The following is an 18200-nucleotide window of genomic DNA, read 5'->3' as shown; positions in this document are numbered from 1 at the left end:
GCCAGCCCCCGGCGGCTCTTCAGGCTCGGTTGTCGGCCGCCTCGTGCGCCCGGACGCCGTCCAGGCGGCTCAGAACCCGCCGGTCTGCTCGTCCCGGCGGCGCTGCCAGCGCTGCTCCACGCGGTCCATCATCCCCGCCTTGCGGCGCGGCGCGGCGGCCTGCTTGGGGCCGGTGCCCTGGCCCGCGGGCCCCCGGCGCCAGCCCGTCACGGCGAACACCGCGCACCCGAGCATCACCAGGAACCCGACCACGCTGACCCAGATCTGGTCCGGAACGACCATGCCGCCCATCAGCAGGGCGACGCCCACCACGAAGCCGGCGACGGCCAGGTAGACCCGTCGGCGGGTGTAGGTGCGCAGCCCGGTTCCCTCAAGCGCCGACGCGAATTTGGGATCTTCGGCATACAGCGCTCGCTCCATCTGGTCGAGCAGTCGCTGCTCGTGCTCCGAGAGCGGCACGGAGTCCTCCTACTCGTCGGTCGCGGGTGCGACCGGTCCGCCGCCCCGGTCGGGGAGGCAAGTCCATTCGGCCTTCGGGACACGCGGTCGGACGCCTGTGCGGGGGACCCGGTCCGTGTCGTCCATATGCCCCATGCGTCCGGCTGTCATGCTTTCCGGCTTTACCCAGATCATACGGTCCGTGGGCCCGTTCCGGGGTGGTCCGCGGCGCGTGGGCCGGGCCACTTCGGCCGGGGCCGACCGCACTCCTCCCAACGCGGCGGACGGCGAACTAGTGCCCGATCCGGTGGAATCGGCCCGGACCTGGGGAGCTGCGACGATCACCGCCGGGCGGCCGGGAGGTGGAGGGGAGACGAACCGCCGCCGCACGGTGTGCGAAGCGCGCGGCGGCGGACGTCCGGACGGCCGTCCGGGGAGGCCGTCGAAGGCTCAGCCGAGCGTGGCCAGCAGGTGCAGCTGGGTGGCCACGGCGTGGAACGCGGGCTGCGCGGCGGCGGCCTCCTCCAGCTTCAGCAGCGCCTCCATCGCGCCCGGCTCGGTGTCCACCAGGACCCCGGGGACGAGGTCGGAGAAGACCCGGACACCGTGCACCGACTCGACCCGCAGGCCCGCGCCCTCGGCGAGGCCGGCGAGCTCCTCGCCGGTGAAGCGGCGCGGCATCGGGTCCTGCTCGCCCCAGCGGCCGTCGGTGGCCGACAGCACGGTGCGGGCCTCGGTGAAGTGGCCGGCCAGCGCGCGGGCCAGCACGGCGCCGTTGCGGTTGGCGGCCAGCAGGCTGACCAGGCCGCCCCGGCGCAGGGTGCCGGCCAGGCTGCCGAGCGCCTCGGCCGGGTCGTCCACGACCTCCAGGACGCCGTGGCACAGCACCGCGTCCATCGTGCCGGGGGCGATCACCTCGGGCAGGGTCTGGGTGTCTCCCTGGACGGCGCGGACCAGGTCGGTCACGCCGGCCTCGGCGGCCCGGCGCTCCAGCGCGAACAGCGCGTCCGGGCTCGGGTCGACCACGGTGACGCGGTGGCCGAGCTTGGCCACCGGCACGGCGAAGTTGCCCGTGCCGCCGCCGGTGTCGACGACGTCGAGCACGGGCTGGTCCAGCTCGGCGGCCCGCTTCTCCAGGGCGGCCCGCACCACCTCCCAGACCACGGCGGTACGCAGGGCGCTGCGGGGGCGCGTCGGGTACAAGGCGGGACTCCTCGGCACGTGCAGATCGATCGGGAACGTCACCACCTTAGACCGGGCGGGTGGGACCGCCGTCACGCCTCGTGCGGGGAGTCGCCGGCCGGGGGCAGGCGCGGGGCGGGCGGGGTCGGGCGCAGGCCGAGGAGGCGCTCGACCAGACGCAGGAACAGGGCGGTGTTGCGGACCAGGTCGTCGGCGTCGCGGGCCGAGGCGGCGCCCCGGATGCCGGCCTCGGCGGCGGCCCGGCGGCGGGCGCCGGCGCCGTAGTAGACGGCCCACTCGGCGAGTTCCGGCGCGACCTCGGGCAGCACCTCCCAGGCGCTGCGGATGGCTTTTCGGCGGCGCGGGTTCTTCTCCGGCCGCCCGCGCACGGCGAGCACGGCTGCGACCGTGCGCAGCGCGGCCAGGTGCGCGGCGGCGTAGCGCTCCAGCGGGTCCTCCAGGGCGCGGGCCCCGGCGAGGGTGCGGTGGGCGTCGGCGAGCAGGTCGAGGGCGGCCGGCGGCGCGGCGACCCGGCGCAGCACGGGGTGGACGTCCCCGCCGCCGGGGCGGGCGCCCGGGGAGTGCGGCAGGGCGGCGGAGTGGAGGCGGGCGGTGACGGGCTCAGGGTGGCTGATGGTCATGGTCTCCCCCGTTCCGAGGCAGCGCGCGGACCGGGTGGTCCGTGCTCCTCCATCGTGAACGGCACCACTGACAATTCCCGCCGGTGCGGTCACCCCCGGTGGCCGGCTCCCCCTCGCCGCGCTCCGCCGCCCCGTGTCGGCGGTGCGCGGCGTCCCGGCCGGCTCCGGTGGCGGGCCCCTGCGCCGACCGTCCGCCGGCTCCCCAGGGCCGGCGGACGGACGGGTCCGCCGTCCGGGGTGCGCGGCGCCCGACGCGCCCCGCAGCCCGGGTGCCACCACTGTGGCGTCCGCGCAGGTCGGGGGGCTATCCGCAGAAGTACTCAACCGCGGATCTGAGTATCCGTACTCAGGTCCGCGCTCGCGCCGGAACCGGCGGGGTGCCCGGCCGCGTCCCGGTACGGTACGGCGAGGCCGGCGGACGGCCGTTCCGAGGAGGGGACCCGATGACGATCCTGCCGCTGATCTTCACCAGCGGACTGGCCAGCGGCATCAACGCGTACGCGGTGGTGCTGCTGCTCGGGCTGCTGGGCCGGTTCGGGGGCGCCGACTCGGTGCCGCCCGCCCTGGAGCGCACCGACGTGCTGGTCGCGGCCGCCCTGCTGTTCCTGCTGGAGGCGGTGGCCGACAAGATCCCGTACGTGGACAGCGTGTGGGACGTCGTGCACACCGTGATCCGCCCGGTCGCCGGCGCCACCGTGGCCGCGCTGATCGCGAGCAGCCACCCGGGCTCGCTGGGCGAGGTCGCGGCGGGCGCGATGGGCGGCACGACGGCGCTGGTCAGCCACCTGGTGAAGGCCTCGCTGCGGATGGCCGTCAACACCTCCCCCGAGCCGGCCAGCAACATCGCGGTCAGCCTGGCCGAGGACCTGTCGGTCGCCGGCCTGGTCACCCTGGCGATCTTCCACCCGTGGCTGGCCGCCTCGATCTCGGCCGTGCTGCTGGCGATCGGCGTGCTGCTGGTGTGGCTGGCGATCAGCCGGATCCGCGCGTTCCGCGCCCGCCGCCGCGAGCGCAAGGCCGCCCGCGCGCGGGCGGCTCAGGGGGTGTACGCCCAGCAAGCGTAGGTTGCCGTAGCCATAGGATCTGTGCCATGGCAAGGATCGTCGTCATCGGCGCAGGAATGAGCGGGCTCGCGGCGGCCTCCCGGCTGGCGACCCTCGGACACCGGGTGACGGTCTGCGAGGCGAGCGGCACCTACGGGGGCATGGTCGGCCGGTACGAGCGCGACGGCTTCGCCTTCGACACCGGCCCCGGCCTGCTCACCCTCCCGGCGGTCTACCGCGACCTCGCGCTGAAGACCGGCCGCGAGCCGCTGGAGCAGCTCGTCGGGCTGGCCCCGGTGGACCCGGAGAGCCGGCACCTGCTCCCGGACGGCACCGCCCTCACGCTGCCCAACGCCTCGCGCGGCGGCGTCGCCCAGGCGCTGGACGACGCCTTCGGCGCCGGGTCGGGCGCCCGCTGGAACGCGGTGGTCAACCGCGGCCGGACGGTCTGGGAGGCCACCCGCCGCCCGCTGCTGGAGGAGCCGCTCCCGGCCGACCCCAGGCCGCTGCACGCCGACCCGTACCCCGTCCCGCCCCGGCGCGGCCTCGCCCGGCTGCGCCCGTCCGGCCGCTGGACGCTCGCCGACGTCGCGGCGCGCGAGCTCGACGGCCACCCCGGGCTCACCGCCCTGCTGCACGAGCACGCGGTGCGCTTCGGCTTCGACCCGCGCACCGCTCCGGCCGCCGCGACCGTCCTGCCGTACATGGAGCAGTCGTTCGGCGTCTGGTACGTCAAGGGCGGGATGCGCGCGCTGGCGGACGCGGTGTACCGGCGCTGCGAGCAGCGCAAGGTCGAGTTCCGCTTCGACACCCGCTTCGAGGAGGTGCTGGAGAAGGACGGCCGGGCCGCCGGGGTCGTCACGACGGCCGGGCCGGTCGAGGCGGACTTCGTCGTCCACGCCGCGGACGCGAACCGGCAGTACCGCGAGTGGACGGGCATGGCGCCGGACCAGGACCACTGGCCGGACTCGGTGGCCCACGCCGACGACGTCCCCGGCCGGGCCGTCGTGCTGCTCGCCCTGCGCGGCGAGCGCCCGGCGGGCACCGCGCACCGCACGGTCGTCCACGCCGCCGACCCGGCCGCCGAGCTCGCCGGGATCTTCGGCCCCGGCCCGCTCCCGGAGCGCCCGACCGTGCAGGTGCTGCGCCCGGACGACCCGTCGCTGCACCCCGCCGGCCACGAGTCGGCCGTGCTGACGGCCACCGTGCCGGCCGGCGGCGTCGACTGGACGGAGCCGGGCGTCGCCGACCGCTTCGCCGACCGGATGGTCGCCCAGGCGGAGGCGGCGGTCCCCGGGCTGGCCGGCCGCGTGCTGTGGCGGGTGGTCCGGACCCCGGCCGACACCGAGCGCGAAACGGGCTCGTGGCAGGGTTCGGTCCCGCGTCCGGCGCTGCCCGGCGGCCGTGGCGCGTTCCTCCAGGCGCCGACGGAGGACGCCCCCGGCTTCTACCTGGTGGGTGGCGCCGCCCACCCCGGCGGCGGGCTGGCGCGGGTCGGCATGTCGGCCTGCATCGCGGCCAACCTCATCGGCCCCGCCTGACCGGCGAGGGCCCTGCTCAGCCCTGGTGCCAGGTGTTCTGCTGCTGGTAGCCGTACCCCTGGTCGTACGTCGGCTGCTGCGGGATGCCCTGGGTGTGCTGCTCGGGCTGCGGCTGCCACTGCTGCTGCTGTTGCTGCTGCTGCTGGGCGTTCGGGTCCCAGGCCGGAGCCTGCTGCGGGTAGCCGCCGCCGTACGGGTCCTGCTGCGGGTAGCCGTACGGGTCCTGCTGCTGCGGGTAGGTGCCGTAGCCCTGGTCGTACGCGAAGGCGGGCTGCTGCTGCGGTTGCTGCTGCCACTGCTGCTGGTCGTAGGCGGGCTGCTGCTGCGGGACGTCGTACCCGGCCTGGTAGGCCTCCGCGTACGGGTCCTGCTGCTGGTGCTGCTCGTAGTAGCCGGGCGTGTAGACGCCGTCGGCGGCGAGCTCCTGCATCTCGAAGGCGGCGGTCTGCTCGACCTCCGGGACGGCCTCGCCGACGGGGGCGAGCGGGTCCGGCTCCGGGGTCTCCTCGACGGCGCTGACCTCGCCGACCCGCGTCTCAGCCGCCACCGCGACGGCGGCCACCGCCGCGCCGCCGGTGAGCGCGCCGAGCAGCGGCACCTTGGCGAGCGGTCCCGGCAGGGAGCCGTCGGCGGCGCGCAGCGACCAGCCGCCGGTGTAGCCGCGCTTGACCGAGAGGGTGACGAACGTCTGGCCGACCGCGAAGAGCGCCGCGCCCGCGCCGATCACCGGGACGGACCCGAGGACCATCCCGCCGGCCACCCCGAGGAAGCCGGCCAGGGCGAGCGCGCGCCAGTGCACCGGGGCCCGGTTCTGCAGGAGCAGCTCGGCGACCAGCCAGAGCGCGACCACCGCCAACGCGGCGTACAGCAGCAGGTATCCGATGCCCATCCGCCCGATACCTCCAGTCGCGTGCCCGCGCGCGCCGCGCGTGTGCGGCGACTGTACCGGTTCAACGGCCGGGGCACCGCATCGCGTTCCCGCCGTCCGTGGGGCCTGACTGCACACGACCGAGCCCGCCACCATCGGTGCGGTGACGGGCCCGTGAACGCTCAGCGCCGGTGCAGTCCGAGGTTCTGGTAGATCTCCAGCGTCGCGGTCGAGTGGTTGAGCGTGATGAAGTGCAGGCCGGGCGCGCCCTCGGCGAGGAGCCGCTCGGCCATCGCGGTGGCGTGCTCCATGCCGATCGCCCGCAGCGCGGCCGGGTCGTCGATCGCGCTCCGCAGGCGGGCCTCCAGGTCGGCGGGGAACGCCGAGCCGCTCAGCTGCGGGAAGCGCTCCAGCTGCTTGGCGTTGGTGACCGGCATGATCTCCGGGATGATCGGCGCCTCGCAGCCCGCCGCCGTCACCCGGTCGCGCAGCCGGAGGTAGTCGTCGACCTCGAAGAACATCTGGGTGATCGCGTAGTCGGCGCCCGCGCGGATCTTCGCCACGAAGTGCCGGATGTCGTCGTCCCAGTTCGTCGAGCGCGGGTGCATGTTCGGCGAGGCCGCCACGCCGACGCAGAAGTCGCCGATGCCCTTGATCAGCTCGACCAGCTCGTAGGCGTAGGTGACGCCCTCCGGGTGGCTGACCCACTCGCCCGTCGGGTCGCCGGGCGGGTCGCCGCGCACCGCGAGGACGTTGCGCACGCCCTGGTCGGCGTACTGGCCGATGATGTTGCGCAGCTCGGCGACCGAGTGGTCGACCGCGGTCAGGTGGGCGACCGGCGTCAGCGTGGTCTCGGTGGCGATCCGGCCGACCATGTTGACGGTGCGCTCGCGCGAGGAGCCGCCGGCGCCGTACGTCATGCAGACGAAGTTCGGGTCGAGCGGCTCCAGCCGCCGGATAGCGTCCCAGAGCTTCTGCTCGCCGACCTCGGTGCGCGGGGGCATGAACTCGAAGGAGAAGGACCGCTTGCCTGCCGCCAGCAGCTCGCGGACCGTCAACGCGCGGTCCGATCGGGTGGAAGCGATACCGAGTGCCATGCTGGCAGGTTATCCGCCGCCCGAAGGGCCGCGACAACTCGGTTCCACGGATTGAGACAAAGAATGGACGGCATTCCGCTTGCCGTCCCGGCCGCGCCCGCGCCCTGCTCGCACGGGTGTTCCCGGCCGCCCCGCTACGCTTGCTGCACCCCAAGCGAACCACCGGAGCCTCATCGTGACCTCGTCCAGCAACCGGCCGGCCAACCCCATTGACGTGGAGGACGTCCGCGAGCGCGTCAACGCCGCCCTCGCCGCGTTCATGGACGGCCAGTCCGCTCTGCTCGGCGGGATCTCGCCCCAGCTAGCGCCCGCCGCCGACGCGCTGCGCGACTTCCTGCTCGACGGCGGCAAGCGGCTGCGCCCGGCGTTCTGCTACTGGGGCTGGCGCGGCGCCGGCGGCTCGGCCGAGGGCGAGGGGATCGCGAACGCGGCGGCGGCCCTGGAGCTGCTCCAGGCGAGCGCGCTGGTCCACGACGACCTGATGGACCGCAGCGACACCCGCCGCGGTCTGCCGTCGATCCACCGCCGCTTCGAGGCGATGCACCGCGAGCGCGGCTGGCGCGGCGACCGCGAGCAGTACGGTGCCTCGGCCGCGGTGCTGCTCGGCGACCTGCTGCTGATCTGGTGCGACGAGCTGTTCCTGCGCTCCGGCCTGGCCCCCGCCGCGGTGCTGGCCGCCAAGCCGGCGTTCGACCTGATGCGCACCGAGGTCATGCTCGGCCAGTACCTGGACGTGCTGGAGCCGGTCGCCGGGGACTCGACGGACGAGGGTGCGCTGGACCGGGCGCAGACGGTGCTGCACTACAAGTCGGCGAAGTACACGATCGAGCGCCCACTCCAGGTCGGCGCGCTGCTGGCCGGCGCCGGGCCCGGCCTGGTCGCGGCGTACGGCGCGTTCGGCCTGCCGCTGGGCGAGGCGTTCCAGCTGCGGGACGACCTGCTCGGCGTCTTCGGCGACCCGGCGGTCACCGGCAAGCCGGCCGGGGACGACCTGCGCGAGGGCAAGCGCACGCTGCTGGTCGCGCACGCGATGCGCGGGCTGCCGGCCGCCGACGCGCGGCACCTGGACGAGCGGCTCGGCGCGCCGGACCTCGCGCCCGCCGAGGTCGCCGGCCTGCGGGACCTCGTCGCGCGGAGCGGGGCGCCGGAGCTGGTGGAGGCCCGGATCGACGAGCTGATGCGGCAGTCGCTGGCCGCCCTGGAGGCGGCGCCGCTCGCCGACCGGCGCGCCCGCGAGGTGCTGCTGGCCCTGGCCGAGGCCGCCACCGTCCGCAAGTACTGAGCCTCGCGGCCGACGGCGGCCCCTGCCGGGATCAGGCCTGGCGCAGCCGCCGGGAGAGCTCGGCGGCGGCCGCCCGCGGGTCCTCCGCGGCCGTGATGGCGCGCACGACGACGATCCGGCGGGCGCCCGCGGCGAGCACCTCGTCGACGTTGCCCAGGTCGATGCCGCCGATGGCGAACCACGGGCGGTCGGTGGGCTGCTTCGCCGCGTACGAGACGAGGCCGAGGCCCGGGGCCGGGCGGCCCGGCTTGGTCGGGGTCGGCCAGACCGGACCGGTGCAGAAGTAGTCCACGCCGGGCTCGGCGACCGCCGCGTCCACCTCGGACTCGGCGTGACAGGACCGGCCGATCAGGACGTCCTCGCCGAGGATCGCCCGGGCGGCCGGGACGGGCAGGTCGTCCTGCCCGAGGTGCAGGACGTCCGGCCGGGCGGCGTGGGCGATGTCGGCGCGGTCGTTGACCGAGAGCAGCTTGCCGTGGCGGCGGCAGGCGTCCGCGAAGACCTCCAGGGCCTCCAGCTCCTGCTTGGCCTCCAGGCCCTTGTCCCGGAGCTGGACGATGTCGACCCCGCCGGCCAGCGCCTCGTCCAGGAACTCGGCCAGGTCGCCCTGCTCGCGGCGGGCGTCGGTGCACAGGTACAGCCGGGCCTCGGCCAGCCGCTGACGCGGCGTGTCCGCCGCCATCAGATCAGCATCGCCTGGGCGCGGCGCTTGACCTCGGTGCCACGGTTCTCCCGCAGCGCCTGGATCGGGCTGCCGGGCAGCGACGGGTCCTCGGTGAAGAGCCACTCCAGGATCTCCACGTCGCTGTACCCGCAGTCGCGCAGCACGGTCAGGGTGCCGGACAGGTGCTTGACCAGCCCCTGGCCGTCGATGAACGCCGCAGGGACCTGCAGCGAGTTGTTCGGGCCCCGCCGGACGGCGATCAGGCCGCCGTTGCGGACGAGGTCGCGCACCTCGGTGACGCGGACCCCCCACTGCTCCGAGATGTCGGGCAGGTACATCCACTCGGCGACCAGGGCTTCAATCTTGCTTTCGATCTCACTCACGCCACCAGACTGCCACCTCCGGAGCCCGCCGCGCACCAGCCGCTACCCCGCGACCGCCGATTTCAGCGCCACCGCCGGGTCCGCGGCCCGGGCCGGGTCCAGCGCGGTGCCGCGCTCGATCAGGCGGCGGCCCTGGGTGAGGTCGCGCGGGCGGTCCACGGCCAGCAGCGCGCTCGACACACCGTCGCGCAGCCACAGCACCGACCAGGTCGCGTCCTGCGGGGAGCCGCGCCAGAGCAGCTCGTCGCCCTCGGCGTGCCGTCCGGCGTACTGCACCATGCGGCCGAACTGCTCCGACCAGAAGTACGGCACCGGGTCGTACGGCGCGTCCACCCCGAGGACGGCGGCGGCCGCCGCCTCGCCGGACTGCAGCGCGTGGTCCCAGTGCTGGACGGTCAGCCGGGCGCCGGAGCGGACCGACGGGTAGCTGACGCAGTCGCCGGCCGCGAAGACGCCCGGCAGGCTGGTGCGCAGCCGCCCGTCCACGACGACCGCACCGGTCGCGTCCAGCTCGACGCCCGTGCCGGCCAGCCAGTCGGTCGCGGGCCGGGCGCCGATGCCGACCACCACCTCGTCGGCGGGCAGGTGCGAACCGTCGGCCAGCAGCACCGCGCCGGGCTCGACGGCCGCGACGCCGACGCCGCAGCGCAGGTCCACCCCGGCCCCGGCGTACCAGGCGGCCATCGCCGCGCTGACCTCCCTGGGCAGCGCACCGGGAACGGGCGCCGGGCCCGCCTCGACGACGGTCACCTCGCAGCCGGCCTCCCGGGCGGCGGTGGCCACCTCCGCGCCGATCCAGCCGGCGCCGACCAGCACCAGGCGCAGGCCGGGCCGCAGCAGCGCGCGCAGGGCGAGCGCGTCGTCCAGGGTGTGCAGGAGGTGGGCGCGCTCGGCGCCGGGCAGGGCGCGCGGGGTCGCACCGGTGGCGATCACCAGCGATCCGTACGGGAGGTCGCCGGCGTCGGTGTGCAGCACGCCCGGGGTGAGTCCGGTGGCACGGCGGCCGGTGAGCAGTTCGACGCCGAGGTGCGGGAAGTCGATGTCCAGCGTGGTGGCGTCGCTCTTGCCGAGCAGGACGTCCTTGGAGAGCGGCGGCCGGTCGTACGGCGCGTGCGGCTCCTCCCCGACCAGCACGATCCGCCCCTGCCAGCCGCCCCGCCGCAGCCCCAGCGCGCACTGCGCGCCGGCCAGCCCGGCCCCGACGACGACCACCCGATCCGTTCCGCTCAGCTCTGCCACGGCGCCACTGTACTCAGCGGCCCCACGTGCCCCGGCGGCCCGTCCGTCCCGCGCACGGACGGGCCGCGCCGGGCCCGTCCACCCTTCGTACGGGCCTTCGGCCGGGCGGACCACCGGAGTTATGGTGGGGACACCATCACGGGAGCCCGGCGTACCGGGCTGAGAGGCGGGCTGGCACGGCCCGCGACCGTCCGAACCTGATCCGGGTCATACCGGCGAAGGGAGAAGAGCAGCTTTGACACGCTTGGCACCGGGCAGCCGCGCCGACGTGCTGGTGATCGGCGGGGGCGTCATCGGCCTCGCCGTCGCCTGGCGGGCGGCGCAGCGCGGCCTGGAGGACATCGTCGTGGTCGACCCCTCCCCCGGTCACGGGGCGGCCGGGGTCGCGGCCGGGATGCTCGCCCCGGTCACCGAGCTGCAGTACGGCGAGGAGCCGCTGCTGCGCCTCGGGATGGCCTCGAACGAGCGGTACGCGGCGTTCGCCGCCGAGCTCACCGAGGCGAGCGGCGGCGAGGACACCGGCTACCGCCGGTGCGGCACGGTCGCCGTCGCGCTGGACTCCGACGACCGCGCGGAACTGCGCGAACTGCACGCCTTCCACGAGCGGCTCGGCCTCGACTCGACCTGGCTGACCGGCCGGGAGGCCCGCAAGCTGGAACCGATGCTGGCCCCCGGCGTGCGCGGCGGCCTGCACGTGGCCGACGACCACCAGGTGGACCCCCGCCGGCTGCTGACCGCGCTGGTCCGCGCCTGCGAACGCGCGGGCGTCGTGTTCCACCGCACCGAGGCCGTCGAGCTGCTGGTCGAGGGCGGCCGCGCGGTCGGCGCCCGGCTCGGCACCGGCGGGACCCTCGCCGCCGACCGGGTCGTCCTCGCCGCCGGCCCGCACAGCCACCGGCTGCCCGGCCTGCCGGAGGACGTGCTGCCGGCGGTCCGTCCGGTCAAGGGGCAGATCCTGCGGCTGCGGATCCCCGACGCCTACCGCCCCTTCCTCAACCGCAACGTCCGCGCGGTCGTGCGCGGGCAGCACCTGTACCTGGTGCCGCGCGAGAACGGCGAGCTGGTGATCGGCGCGACCACCGAGGAGCAGGGCTACGACACCACCGTCACCGCCGGCGGGGTCTACGAACTCCTGCGCGACGCCCACGAGTTGGTCCCCGGCATCACCGAACTCCCGCTCGTCGAGACCTCGGCCGGGCTGCGTCCCGGCTCGCCGGACAACGCACCGCTGCTCGGACCGACCGACCTGCCCGGCCTGGTCGCCGCGACCGGCCACTACCGCAACGGCGTCCTGCTCACCCCGGTCACCGCCGACCTGCTCGCCGACTACCTGGCGACCGGCGAAGTCCCCGAGCTCGCACGGCCGTTCGCACCCTCCCGGTTCTCCCCCGCCCGCTCCACCACGAAGGCCGTCGCATGACCGACATCGCACTGACCGTCAACGGCGAGCCCCGCGAGGTGCCCGCCGCGACCACCCTCGCCGAGGTGGTCACCACCCTCAGCAAGGCCAACACCGGCGTCGCCGCCGCGCTCAACGAGGCCGTGGTGCCGCGTGGTTCGTGGTCCGAGACGCGGCTCTCGGCGGGCGACCGGATCGAGATCCTCACCGCCGTGCAGGGAGGCTGAGCGCCATGGCCGACGACCTCTTCACCATCGCCGGGACGACCTTCACCTCCCGGCTCATCATGGGCACCGGCGGCGCCCCCAGCCTGGAGGTCCTGGAGCAGGCCCTGCGGGTCTCGGGCACCGAGCTGACCACCGTCGCGATGCGCCGGGTCGACGCGACCACCCAGGGCTCCGTCCTGGACGTGCTGACCCGCAACGGCATCCGGGTGCTGCCCAACACGGCCGGCTGCTTCACCGCCGGCGAGGCCGTGCTGACCGCCCGGCTGGCCCGCGAGGCACTCGGCACCGACTGGGTGAAGCTGGAGGTCATCGCCGACGAGCGGACCCTCCTGCCGGACCCGATCGAGCTGCTGGACGCCGCCGAGACCCTCGTCGACGACGGCTTCACGGTGCTCCCGTACACCAACGACGACCCGGTGCTGGCCCGCAAGCTGGAGGACGTCGGCTGCGCGGCGATCATGCCGCTCGGCTCGCCGATCGGCTCCGGCCTCGGCATCCGCAACCCGCACAACTTCCAGCTGATCGTGGAGGGCGCGAACGTCCCGGTCGTCCTGGACGCGGGCGCCGGCACCGCCTCCGACGTCGCGCTGGCGATGGAGCTCGGCTGCTCCGCCGTGATGCTCGCCTCCGCGGTGACCCGCGCACAGGACCCGGTCCTGATGGCCGAGGCCATGCGGCACGCCACCGAGGCCGGCCGCCTCGCCCACCGGGCCGGCCGGATCCCGCGCCGCTTCCACGCGGAGGCCTCCTCCGCGATGGCCGGCCGCGCCGACCTCGACACCCGCGAGCGCCCGGCGTTCTGACGCGGCACCCGTGTCACAAGCCGGTCCCGGAGGCGATGTCCGCCGGGACCGGCCGCGACCCGCCGCACTACACTCCTCGGGTGGACACGGCATGGCGCGACCCCCTGATCGGTACCCTGCTCGACGGCCGGTACCGGGTCGAGCAGCGCATCGCGACCGGCGGCATGTCCACGGTCTACAAGGGCACCGACACCCGCCTCGACCGCGTGCTCGCCCTCAAAGTGATGCACCCCGACCTCGCCGGGGACGAGGGCTTCACCGCCCGCTTCATCCGTGAGGCCAAGGCCGTCGCCCGCCTCGCCCACCCCAACGTGGTCAACGTCTTCGACCAGGGCGCGGACCACGGAAACGTCTTCCTCGCCATGGAGTACGTGCCCGGCCGCACCCTGCGCGACCTGCTGCGCGACCGCGGCGCGCTGTCGATCCGGGCCGCGCTGGACATCATGGAACCGGTGCTCGCCGCGCTCGGCGCCGCCCACCGCGCCGGGCTGGTCCACCGGGACGTCAAGCCGGAGAACGTGCTGATCACCGACGGCGGCCTGGTCAAGGTCGCCGACTTCGGCCTGGTCCGGGTCCTGGGCAGCGCCGACGGCGCCCCCACCTCGACGACCACCGCCACCGGCGGCACCGTCATGGGCACCGTCTCCTACCTCGCGCCCGAGCAGATCCTCCCGGACGCCCCCACCGACCAGCGCGTGGACGTCTACGCGGCCGGCATCCTGCTGTACGAGATGCTCACCGGCACGCGCCCGCACACCGGCGACAACCCCGTCCAGGTCATGTACAAGCACCTGCACGAGGACGTCCCCCCACCCTCGCGCAGCGTCCCGACCGTCCCCCCGGCGCTCGACGCGATAGTGCTCGGCGCCTGCGCCCGAACCCCCGACACCCGCCCGTACGACGCCGTCGAGCTGCTGGCCACCCTGCAGCGGGTCCGGCGCGAGCTCGGCCCGGCCGAGCTGGACGCCGAGCCGCCGACCTCCACCAGGCCCAGCCCGCGCTACCCGACCAGCGAGCCGACCTCGGTGATCCAGCGCACGCCGCAGGCCGCCCCGCACCAGCTGCCGCTCCCCCTCCCGCAGCCGGTCGAGCCGCCCGTGGCCGAGCGCACCAGCGTCCTCGACGTCCCGCCGGACCTGATGGACCAGCTGCTGGTCGAGCCCCGCCCCTACGACGAGCCCACCCCCGTCCGCCCGCCCCGCCCGAACCCGCTGCGCCGCGTCCCGCGCAAGCCGGTGATCTGGGCCTCCGCGCTGACCGTCCTGGTGCTGCTGGTCGGCGGCGTGACGTACGGGCTGTCCGAGTCGCTGTACGGGCCGGTGCCCGGGGTGCTCGGCAAGGACCGCGCCGAGGCGCAGCGGATCCTGGACAAGGACGGCATGCACGGGAAGTTCGTGGACGCGTACAGCGAGACCGTGCCGTCCGGCCAGGTGATCTCCACCGACCCCGGGGTGGGCACCCGGTCGCGCAAGAGCGATGCCGTGACGGTCACCGTCTCCAAGGGGCCGCACCGGATCGCCGTGCCGGACGTCACCGGCAAGCCCGCCGACCAGGCCGCGTCCGCGCTGACCGGCGTGCAGCTGGCGAAGGGCTCGGTGACCGAGACGTTCAACGACGCCGTGCCCGAGGGCTCGGTGATCAGCAGCTCGCCGGTGGCCGGCCAGCAGGTGGCGGAGAACACCCCGGTCTCGCTGGTGGTCAGCAAGGGCATGGTGCCGGTGCCGGACGTCACCGGGATGACGAAGGACGCGGCCGAGAAGGCGCTCACGGCGGCCGGGTTCACGATGCAGACCACCGGGGTCAACCTGTTCGGCAGCGGCAAGGCGAGCAGCCAGTTCCCGGCGGCCGGCGAGCGGCGTCCCCAGCACACCGCGGTGACGGTCAACTTCCCCTTCATCTGAGGGGGTTGGGGGCCCAGGGCCCAGGCCCTAGCGGAGCGGGCCGTCCCCCGGCTCCTCCTGGTGGGTGTAGCGCTGCTCGCGCCACGGGTCGGCGAGGTTGTGGTAGCCGCGCTCCTCCCAGAAGCCGCGCCGGTCGGCCCGCATGTACTCGACCGCGCGGACCCACTTCGGGCCCTTCCAGGCGTACAGCTGCGGGACGACGAGCCGGACGGGGAAGCCGTGTTCCGCGGTCAGCGGCTCGCCGTTGCGGTGGGTGGCGAAGAGCGTGCGCGGATCGGCGAAGTCGGCCAGCCGCAGGTTGGCGCTGTAGCCGTACTCGGCCCAGACCATCACGTGCGTGACGCCGGGCGCCGGGGGCACGAGGTCGAGGACGAGGGAGGCCGGGACGCCCGTCCACTCGTTGCCGAGCACCGAGAACTTGGTCACGCAGTGCAGGTCCGCGCGGACGGTGGTGCGCGGCAGGGCGGTGAAGGCGTCGAAGTCCCAGCTGTGCTTCTCCGCCGAGGCGGTCGCGCCGAACACCTGGAGGTCCCAGGTCAGCGGCTTGAAGCGGGGCACGGGACCGTAGTGCAGGGCGGGCCAGCCGCGCTGGACGCGCTGCCCCGGGGGGAGCCTCGGGTCAGGCGGCGGAAGCTGTTCTTGTTCGGACTGACCCATGGCTCCATGGTGACAGACGGCGTCCGGCCCCCGGCGCGCGCCCCTTTCGGTGCCCCGCGCGCCCCGCCCGTACGGGCCAACGGCCGGCAGACATTCCCCCAAATCGGATATTCCGACACATGTCCTAGTGAGTGTGAACTTACTGGAAGTCCCTCCCATTTCGGTGCCAGGATGCGCAGCGCAGCACTCACAGCAGGCCCCAGCGCAGGGAGGCACCGTCATGCAGGGCGATCCAGAGGTCATCGAGTTCCTCAACGAGCAGCTCACCGCCGAGCTCACCGCGATCAACCAGTACTTCCTGCATGCCAAGATGCAGGAGAACTTCGGCTGGACGAAGCTCGCCAAGTTCACCCGGCACGAGTCGATCGACGAGATGAAGCACGCCGAGGTGCTCACCGACCGGATCCTCTTCCTGGAGGGCCTGCCGAACTACCAGCGGCTGTTCCACGTCCGGATCGGGCAGACGGTCAAGGAGATGTTCGAGGCCGACCGCCAGGTCGAGGTCGAGGCGATCGACCGGCTCAAGCGCGGGATCGTGGTCATGCGCGCCAAGAACGACGTCACCTCGGCGAACATCTTCGAGGACATCCTGGCGGACGAGGAGCACCACATCGACTACCTCGACACCCAGCTGGAGCTCCTGGAGAAGCTCGGCGAGGCGCTCTACCTCGCCCAGCTGATCGAGCAGCCGGAGTCCTGAGCCGCCGCGGCGGTCAGGCCGCGCGCAGCGGGACGACGGGCGCCGGGACCGGGGCCGTCGGGGCCGGTGCGACCGGCCCCGGGGCGGCGGGGCCCTCGGGGTCCGCGAGGCCGAGCCTGGCGGCCAGCCGGGCGGTCGGGCAGGGCCGGGCGCCGTGCTCGCCGAGCAGCGCCTGTATCCGGCGCACGCACGAGCCGCAGTCCGTGCCGGCCTTGCAGCCCTTGGCGATCTGCCGCGGGGTGTTGGCGCCCTCGTCGATCGCCCGCTTCACCTGGTCCTCGGTGACCGCATGGCACATGCACACGTACATCGCGGTCTCTCCCGGGGGTGTAGCGCAGCTGCTCTCGACTGCAGTGGATCTTGACTAAGGCTTGCCTTAGTTCACTAAGCCTCACCTTACCCGGCGTTCCGGGTACGAAAAAGCCCCTCCGGCCTCGGGAATCCCGAAACCGGAGGGGCCTTCGTCACATCCGGGGGCTACGGCACGACCGGGACCTACTGGCCGCGGTACATCTCCGCCACCAGGAACGCCAGGTCGAGCGACTGGCTGCGGTTGAGGCGCGGGTCGCAGGCCGTCTCGTAGCGCTGGTGCAGGTCGTCGACCAGCACCTCGTCGCCGCCGCCGACGCACTCGGTCACGTCGTCGCCGGTCAGCTCCACGTGGATGCCGCCCGGGTGGGTGCCGAGCGCGCGGTGCACCTCGAAGAAGCCCTTGACCTCGTCGAGCACGTCGTCGAAGCGGCGGGTCTTGTGGCCGCTGGAGGCCTCGAAGGTGTTGCCGTGCATCGGGTCGCAGATCCACACCGGCTGGGCGCCGGACGCGGTGACCTTCTCCACCAGGGTGGGCAGGTGGTCGCGGACCTTGCCCGCACCCATCCGGGTGATGAAGGTGAGGCGGCCGGGCTCGCGCTCCGGGTCCAGCTTCTCGATCAGGGTCAGCGCGTCGTCCACCGAGGTGGTCGGGCCGAGCTTGACGCCGATCGGGTTGCGGATCTTCGAGGCGAACTCGATGTGCGCGTGGTCCAGCTGCCGGGTGCGCTCACCGATCCACACCATGTGGCCGGAGACGTCGTACAGCTCGCCGGTGCGCGAGTCCACGCGGGTCAGCGCGGTCTCGTAGTCGAGGACCAGCGCCTCGTGCGAGGAGTAGAACTCGACCGTCTTGAACTCCTCCGGGGCGACACCACAGGCGTTCATGAACGCCAGCGCGTTGTCGATCTCCCGGGCGAGCTGCTCGTAGCGCTGGCCGGCCGGCGAGTTGCGGACGAAGTCCTGGTTCCAGGCGTGCACCTGGCGCAGGTCGGCGTAACCACCGGTGGTGAAGGCGCGCACCAGGTTCAGCGTCGCGGCGGACGCGTTGTACATCCGCTTCAGGCGCTCCGGGTCCGGGATGCGGGACTCGGGGGTGAACTCGAAGCCGTTCACCGAGTCGCCGCGGTACACCGGCAGGGTCACGCCGTCCCGGGTCTCGGTCGACTTCGAGCGCGGCTTCGAGTACTGGCCGGCGATCCGGCCCACCTTCACGACCGGCACGGAGGCCGCGTACGTCAGCACCGCGGCCATCTGCAGCAGCGTCTTCAGCTTGTTGCGGATGTGCTCGGCCGAGACGCCGTCGAAGGCCTCGGCGCAGTCGCCGCCCTGCAGGAGGAACGCCTCTCCACGCGCCACGGCAGCGAGCCTGGCGCGCAGCTGGTCGCACTCGCCGGCGAAGACGAGGGGCGGATAGGAGGCGAGCTCCGCAAGGGTCTTGCGCAGAGCCTCTTGGTCCGGCCATTCAGGCTGCTGCGCCGCGGGCAGGGACTGCCAGGAGTGGAGATTCGTCACGGTCACACGGCCAAGGCTACGGGGTGACACCAGCGATTCGTGACCAATGCTCGATGGGTGAGACACATCTCGGACAAAGAAGTGACCGGCCTCACCCGGTCCGCCCAATCCGCTACGCTCGACCCATGCACGCGCCCCACACCCACTCCTGGTGGTGGGCCTCCCCCTCGGGTGGCCCACCGATCGCGCGTTCCTAGACGAACACGACGGCCGCCCCTCGGGGCGGCCGTCGGCGTCTGAGCAGACGGCCCCTCCGGGAGCGGAACACCCCAGCACCGCACCCCGCACGTCCTCCCGGAAGGAAGCCGCAC

At 74.1% G+C, this 18200-nt stretch carries 19 protein-coding genes and 1 riboswitch; of the genes, 8 read left to right on the top strand and 11 right to left on the bottom strand.

Translation table 11 applies throughout. The features are described from left to right. Positions 1–69: 69 nt before the first annotated feature. The 3 genes from ACFVU9_RS39295 to ACFVU9_RS39285 form a co-directional block, all read right to left on the bottom strand. Positions 70–459, bottom strand: coding sequence for a DUF3040 domain-containing protein (locus ACFVU9_RS39295; RefSeq protein WP_380446029.1), 390 nt, complete (start codon positions 457–459; stop codon positions 70–72). A gap of 429 nt (positions 460–888) precedes the next feature. Further along, complete coding sequence (locus ACFVU9_RS39290) at positions 889–1641, bottom strand: methyltransferase domain-containing protein (protein ID WP_387601905.1); 753 nt, start codon at positions 1639–1641, stop codon at positions 889–891. Between the two features lie 71 nt (positions 1642–1712). After that, positions 1713–2261 (bottom strand): SAV_6107 family HEPN domain-containing protein, encoded by a 549-nt coding sequence (locus tag ACFVU9_RS39285; protein WP_380446027.1) that lies wholly within the window; start codon positions 2259–2261, stop codon positions 1713–1715. Positions 2262–2704: 443 nt separating this feature from the next. Here ACFVU9_RS39285 and ACFVU9_RS39280 point away from each other — a divergent pair, with 443 nt between their 5' ends. Both ACFVU9_RS39280 and ACFVU9_RS39275 read left to right on the top strand, forming a co-directional pair. Further along, positions 2705–3325 (top strand): DUF4126 domain-containing protein, encoded by a 621-nt coding sequence (locus tag ACFVU9_RS39280; protein ID WP_380446026.1) that lies wholly within the window; start codon positions 2705–2707, stop codon positions 3323–3325. A gap of 26 nt (positions 3326–3351) precedes the next feature. After that, on the top strand, positions 3352–4845 hold the full coding sequence (locus ACFVU9_RS39275; RefSeq protein WP_387601901.1) for a phytoene desaturase family protein: 1494 nt from the start codon (positions 3352–3354) through the stop codon (positions 4843–4845). A 16-nt stretch (positions 4846–4861) separates the two neighbouring features. Here the strand turns inward: ACFVU9_RS39275 and ACFVU9_RS39270 are convergent, their stop codons facing one another. Then, positions 4862–5734: a hypothetical protein gene (locus ACFVU9_RS39270; protein ID WP_387601898.1), complete on the bottom strand. Its 873-nt coding sequence runs from the start codon at positions 5732–5734 to the stop codon at positions 4862–4864. A 161-nt stretch (positions 5735–5895) separates the two neighbouring features. Next, positions 5896–6810, bottom strand: a complete 915-nt coding sequence (metF, locus tag ACFVU9_RS39265) for a methylenetetrahydrofolate reductase [NAD(P)H] (RefSeq protein ID WP_380446023.1) — start codon at positions 6808–6810, stop codon at positions 5896–5898. Positions 6811–6985: 175 nt separating this feature from the next. Between metF and ACFVU9_RS39260 the strand changes: the two genes are divergently transcribed. Next, positions 6986–8092 carry a polyprenyl synthetase family protein gene (locus ACFVU9_RS39260; RefSeq protein ID WP_380446022.1) on the top strand — a complete coding sequence of 369 codons (1107 nt, stop codon included), beginning with the start codon at positions 6986–6988 and terminating at the stop codon, positions 8090–8092. Positions 8093–8123: 31 nt separating this feature from the next. Here the strand turns inward: ACFVU9_RS39260 and thiE are convergent, their stop codons facing one another. Genes thiE through ACFVU9_RS39245 form a run of 3 tightly spaced genes read right to left on the bottom strand, consistent with a single transcriptional unit; the run spans position 8124 to position 10378 of the window. After that, positions 8124–8774, bottom strand: a complete 651-nt coding sequence (gene thiE / locus ACFVU9_RS39255; protein ID WP_387601894.1) for a thiamine phosphate synthase — start codon at positions 8772–8774, stop codon at positions 8124–8126. Then, on the bottom strand, positions 8774–9139 hold the full coding sequence (locus ACFVU9_RS39250) for an Rv2175c family DNA-binding protein (protein WP_380446020.1): 366 nt from the start codon (positions 9137–9139) through the stop codon (positions 8774–8776). Before ACFVU9_RS39250 ends, thiE begins: the two co-directional genes overlap by 1 nt. A gap of 42 nt (positions 9140–9181) precedes the next feature. After that, positions 9182–10378, bottom strand: coding sequence for an NAD(P)/FAD-dependent oxidoreductase (locus ACFVU9_RS39245; protein WP_387601891.1), 1197 nt, complete (start codon positions 10376–10378; stop codon positions 9182–9184). A gap of 128 nt (positions 10379–10506) precedes the next feature. Then, positions 10507–10619, top strand: a riboswitch (TPP riboswitch). On the opposite strand from ACFVU9_RS39245, the gene thiO reads away from it, so the two are divergent. The 4 genes from thiO (at position 10614) to pknB (ending at position 14708) form a co-directional block, all read left to right on the top strand. Beyond that, positions 10614–11798: a glycine oxidase ThiO gene (gene thiO, locus ACFVU9_RS39240; RefSeq protein WP_380502870.1), complete on the top strand. Its 1185-nt coding sequence runs from the start codon at positions 10614–10616 to the stop codon at positions 11796–11798. Its footprint overlaps the riboswitch before it by 6 nt. After that, positions 11795–12004: a sulfur carrier protein ThiS gene (gene thiS / locus ACFVU9_RS39235; protein WP_380446017.1), complete on the top strand. Its 210-nt coding sequence runs from the start codon at positions 11795–11797 to the stop codon at positions 12002–12004. The genes thiO and thiS overlap by 4 nt, the downstream gene beginning before the upstream one ends. 5 nt (positions 12005–12009) lie before the next feature. Beyond that, complete coding sequence (locus tag ACFVU9_RS39230) at positions 12010–12807, top strand: thiazole synthase (RefSeq protein WP_380498867.1); 798 nt, start codon at positions 12010–12012, stop codon at positions 12805–12807. An 80-nt stretch (positions 12808–12887) separates the two neighbouring features. Further along, on the top strand, positions 12888–14708 hold the full coding sequence (gene pknB / locus ACFVU9_RS39225; RefSeq protein WP_387601886.1) for a Stk1 family PASTA domain-containing Ser/Thr kinase: 1821 nt from the start codon (positions 12888–12890) through the stop codon (positions 14706–14708). Positions 14709–14735: 27 nt separating this feature from the next. On the opposite strand, the gene ACFVU9_RS39220 is transcribed toward pknB, so the two are convergent. After that, positions 14736–15365: a sulfite oxidase-like oxidoreductase gene (locus ACFVU9_RS39220; RefSeq protein WP_380446014.1), complete on the bottom strand. Its 630-nt coding sequence runs from the start codon at positions 15363–15365 to the stop codon at positions 14736–14738. A 220-nt stretch (positions 15366–15585) separates the two neighbouring features. Here ACFVU9_RS39220 and bfr point away from each other — a divergent pair, with 220 nt between their 5' ends. Continuing rightward, positions 15586–16065: a bacterioferritin gene (gene bfr / locus ACFVU9_RS39215; RefSeq protein ID WP_380446013.1), complete on the top strand. Its 480-nt coding sequence runs from the start codon at positions 15586–15588 to the stop codon at positions 16063–16065. A gap of 13 nt (positions 16066–16078) precedes the next feature. Here the strand turns inward: bfr and ACFVU9_RS39210 are convergent, their stop codons facing one another. Then, positions 16079–16375 (bottom strand): bacterioferritin-associated ferredoxin, encoded by a 297-nt coding sequence (locus ACFVU9_RS39210; protein ID WP_387601882.1) that lies wholly within the window; start codon positions 16373–16375, stop codon positions 16079–16081. A gap of 185 nt (positions 16376–16560) precedes the next feature. Further along, complete coding sequence (locus tag ACFVU9_RS39205) at positions 16561–17895, bottom strand: class II 3-deoxy-7-phosphoheptulonate synthase (RefSeq protein WP_380446011.1); 1335 nt, start codon at positions 17893–17895, stop codon at positions 16561–16563. Positions 17896–18200: the final 305 nt, after the last annotated feature.

Source organism: Kitasatospora sp. NPDC057936, from assembly GCF_042887525.1.
GTDB lineage: Bacteria > Actinomycetota > Actinomycetes > Streptomycetales > Streptomycetaceae > Kitasatospora.
Note: the sequence above shows the minus strand (reverse complement) of the source record. Positions and strands in the feature narration are given on the sequence as shown.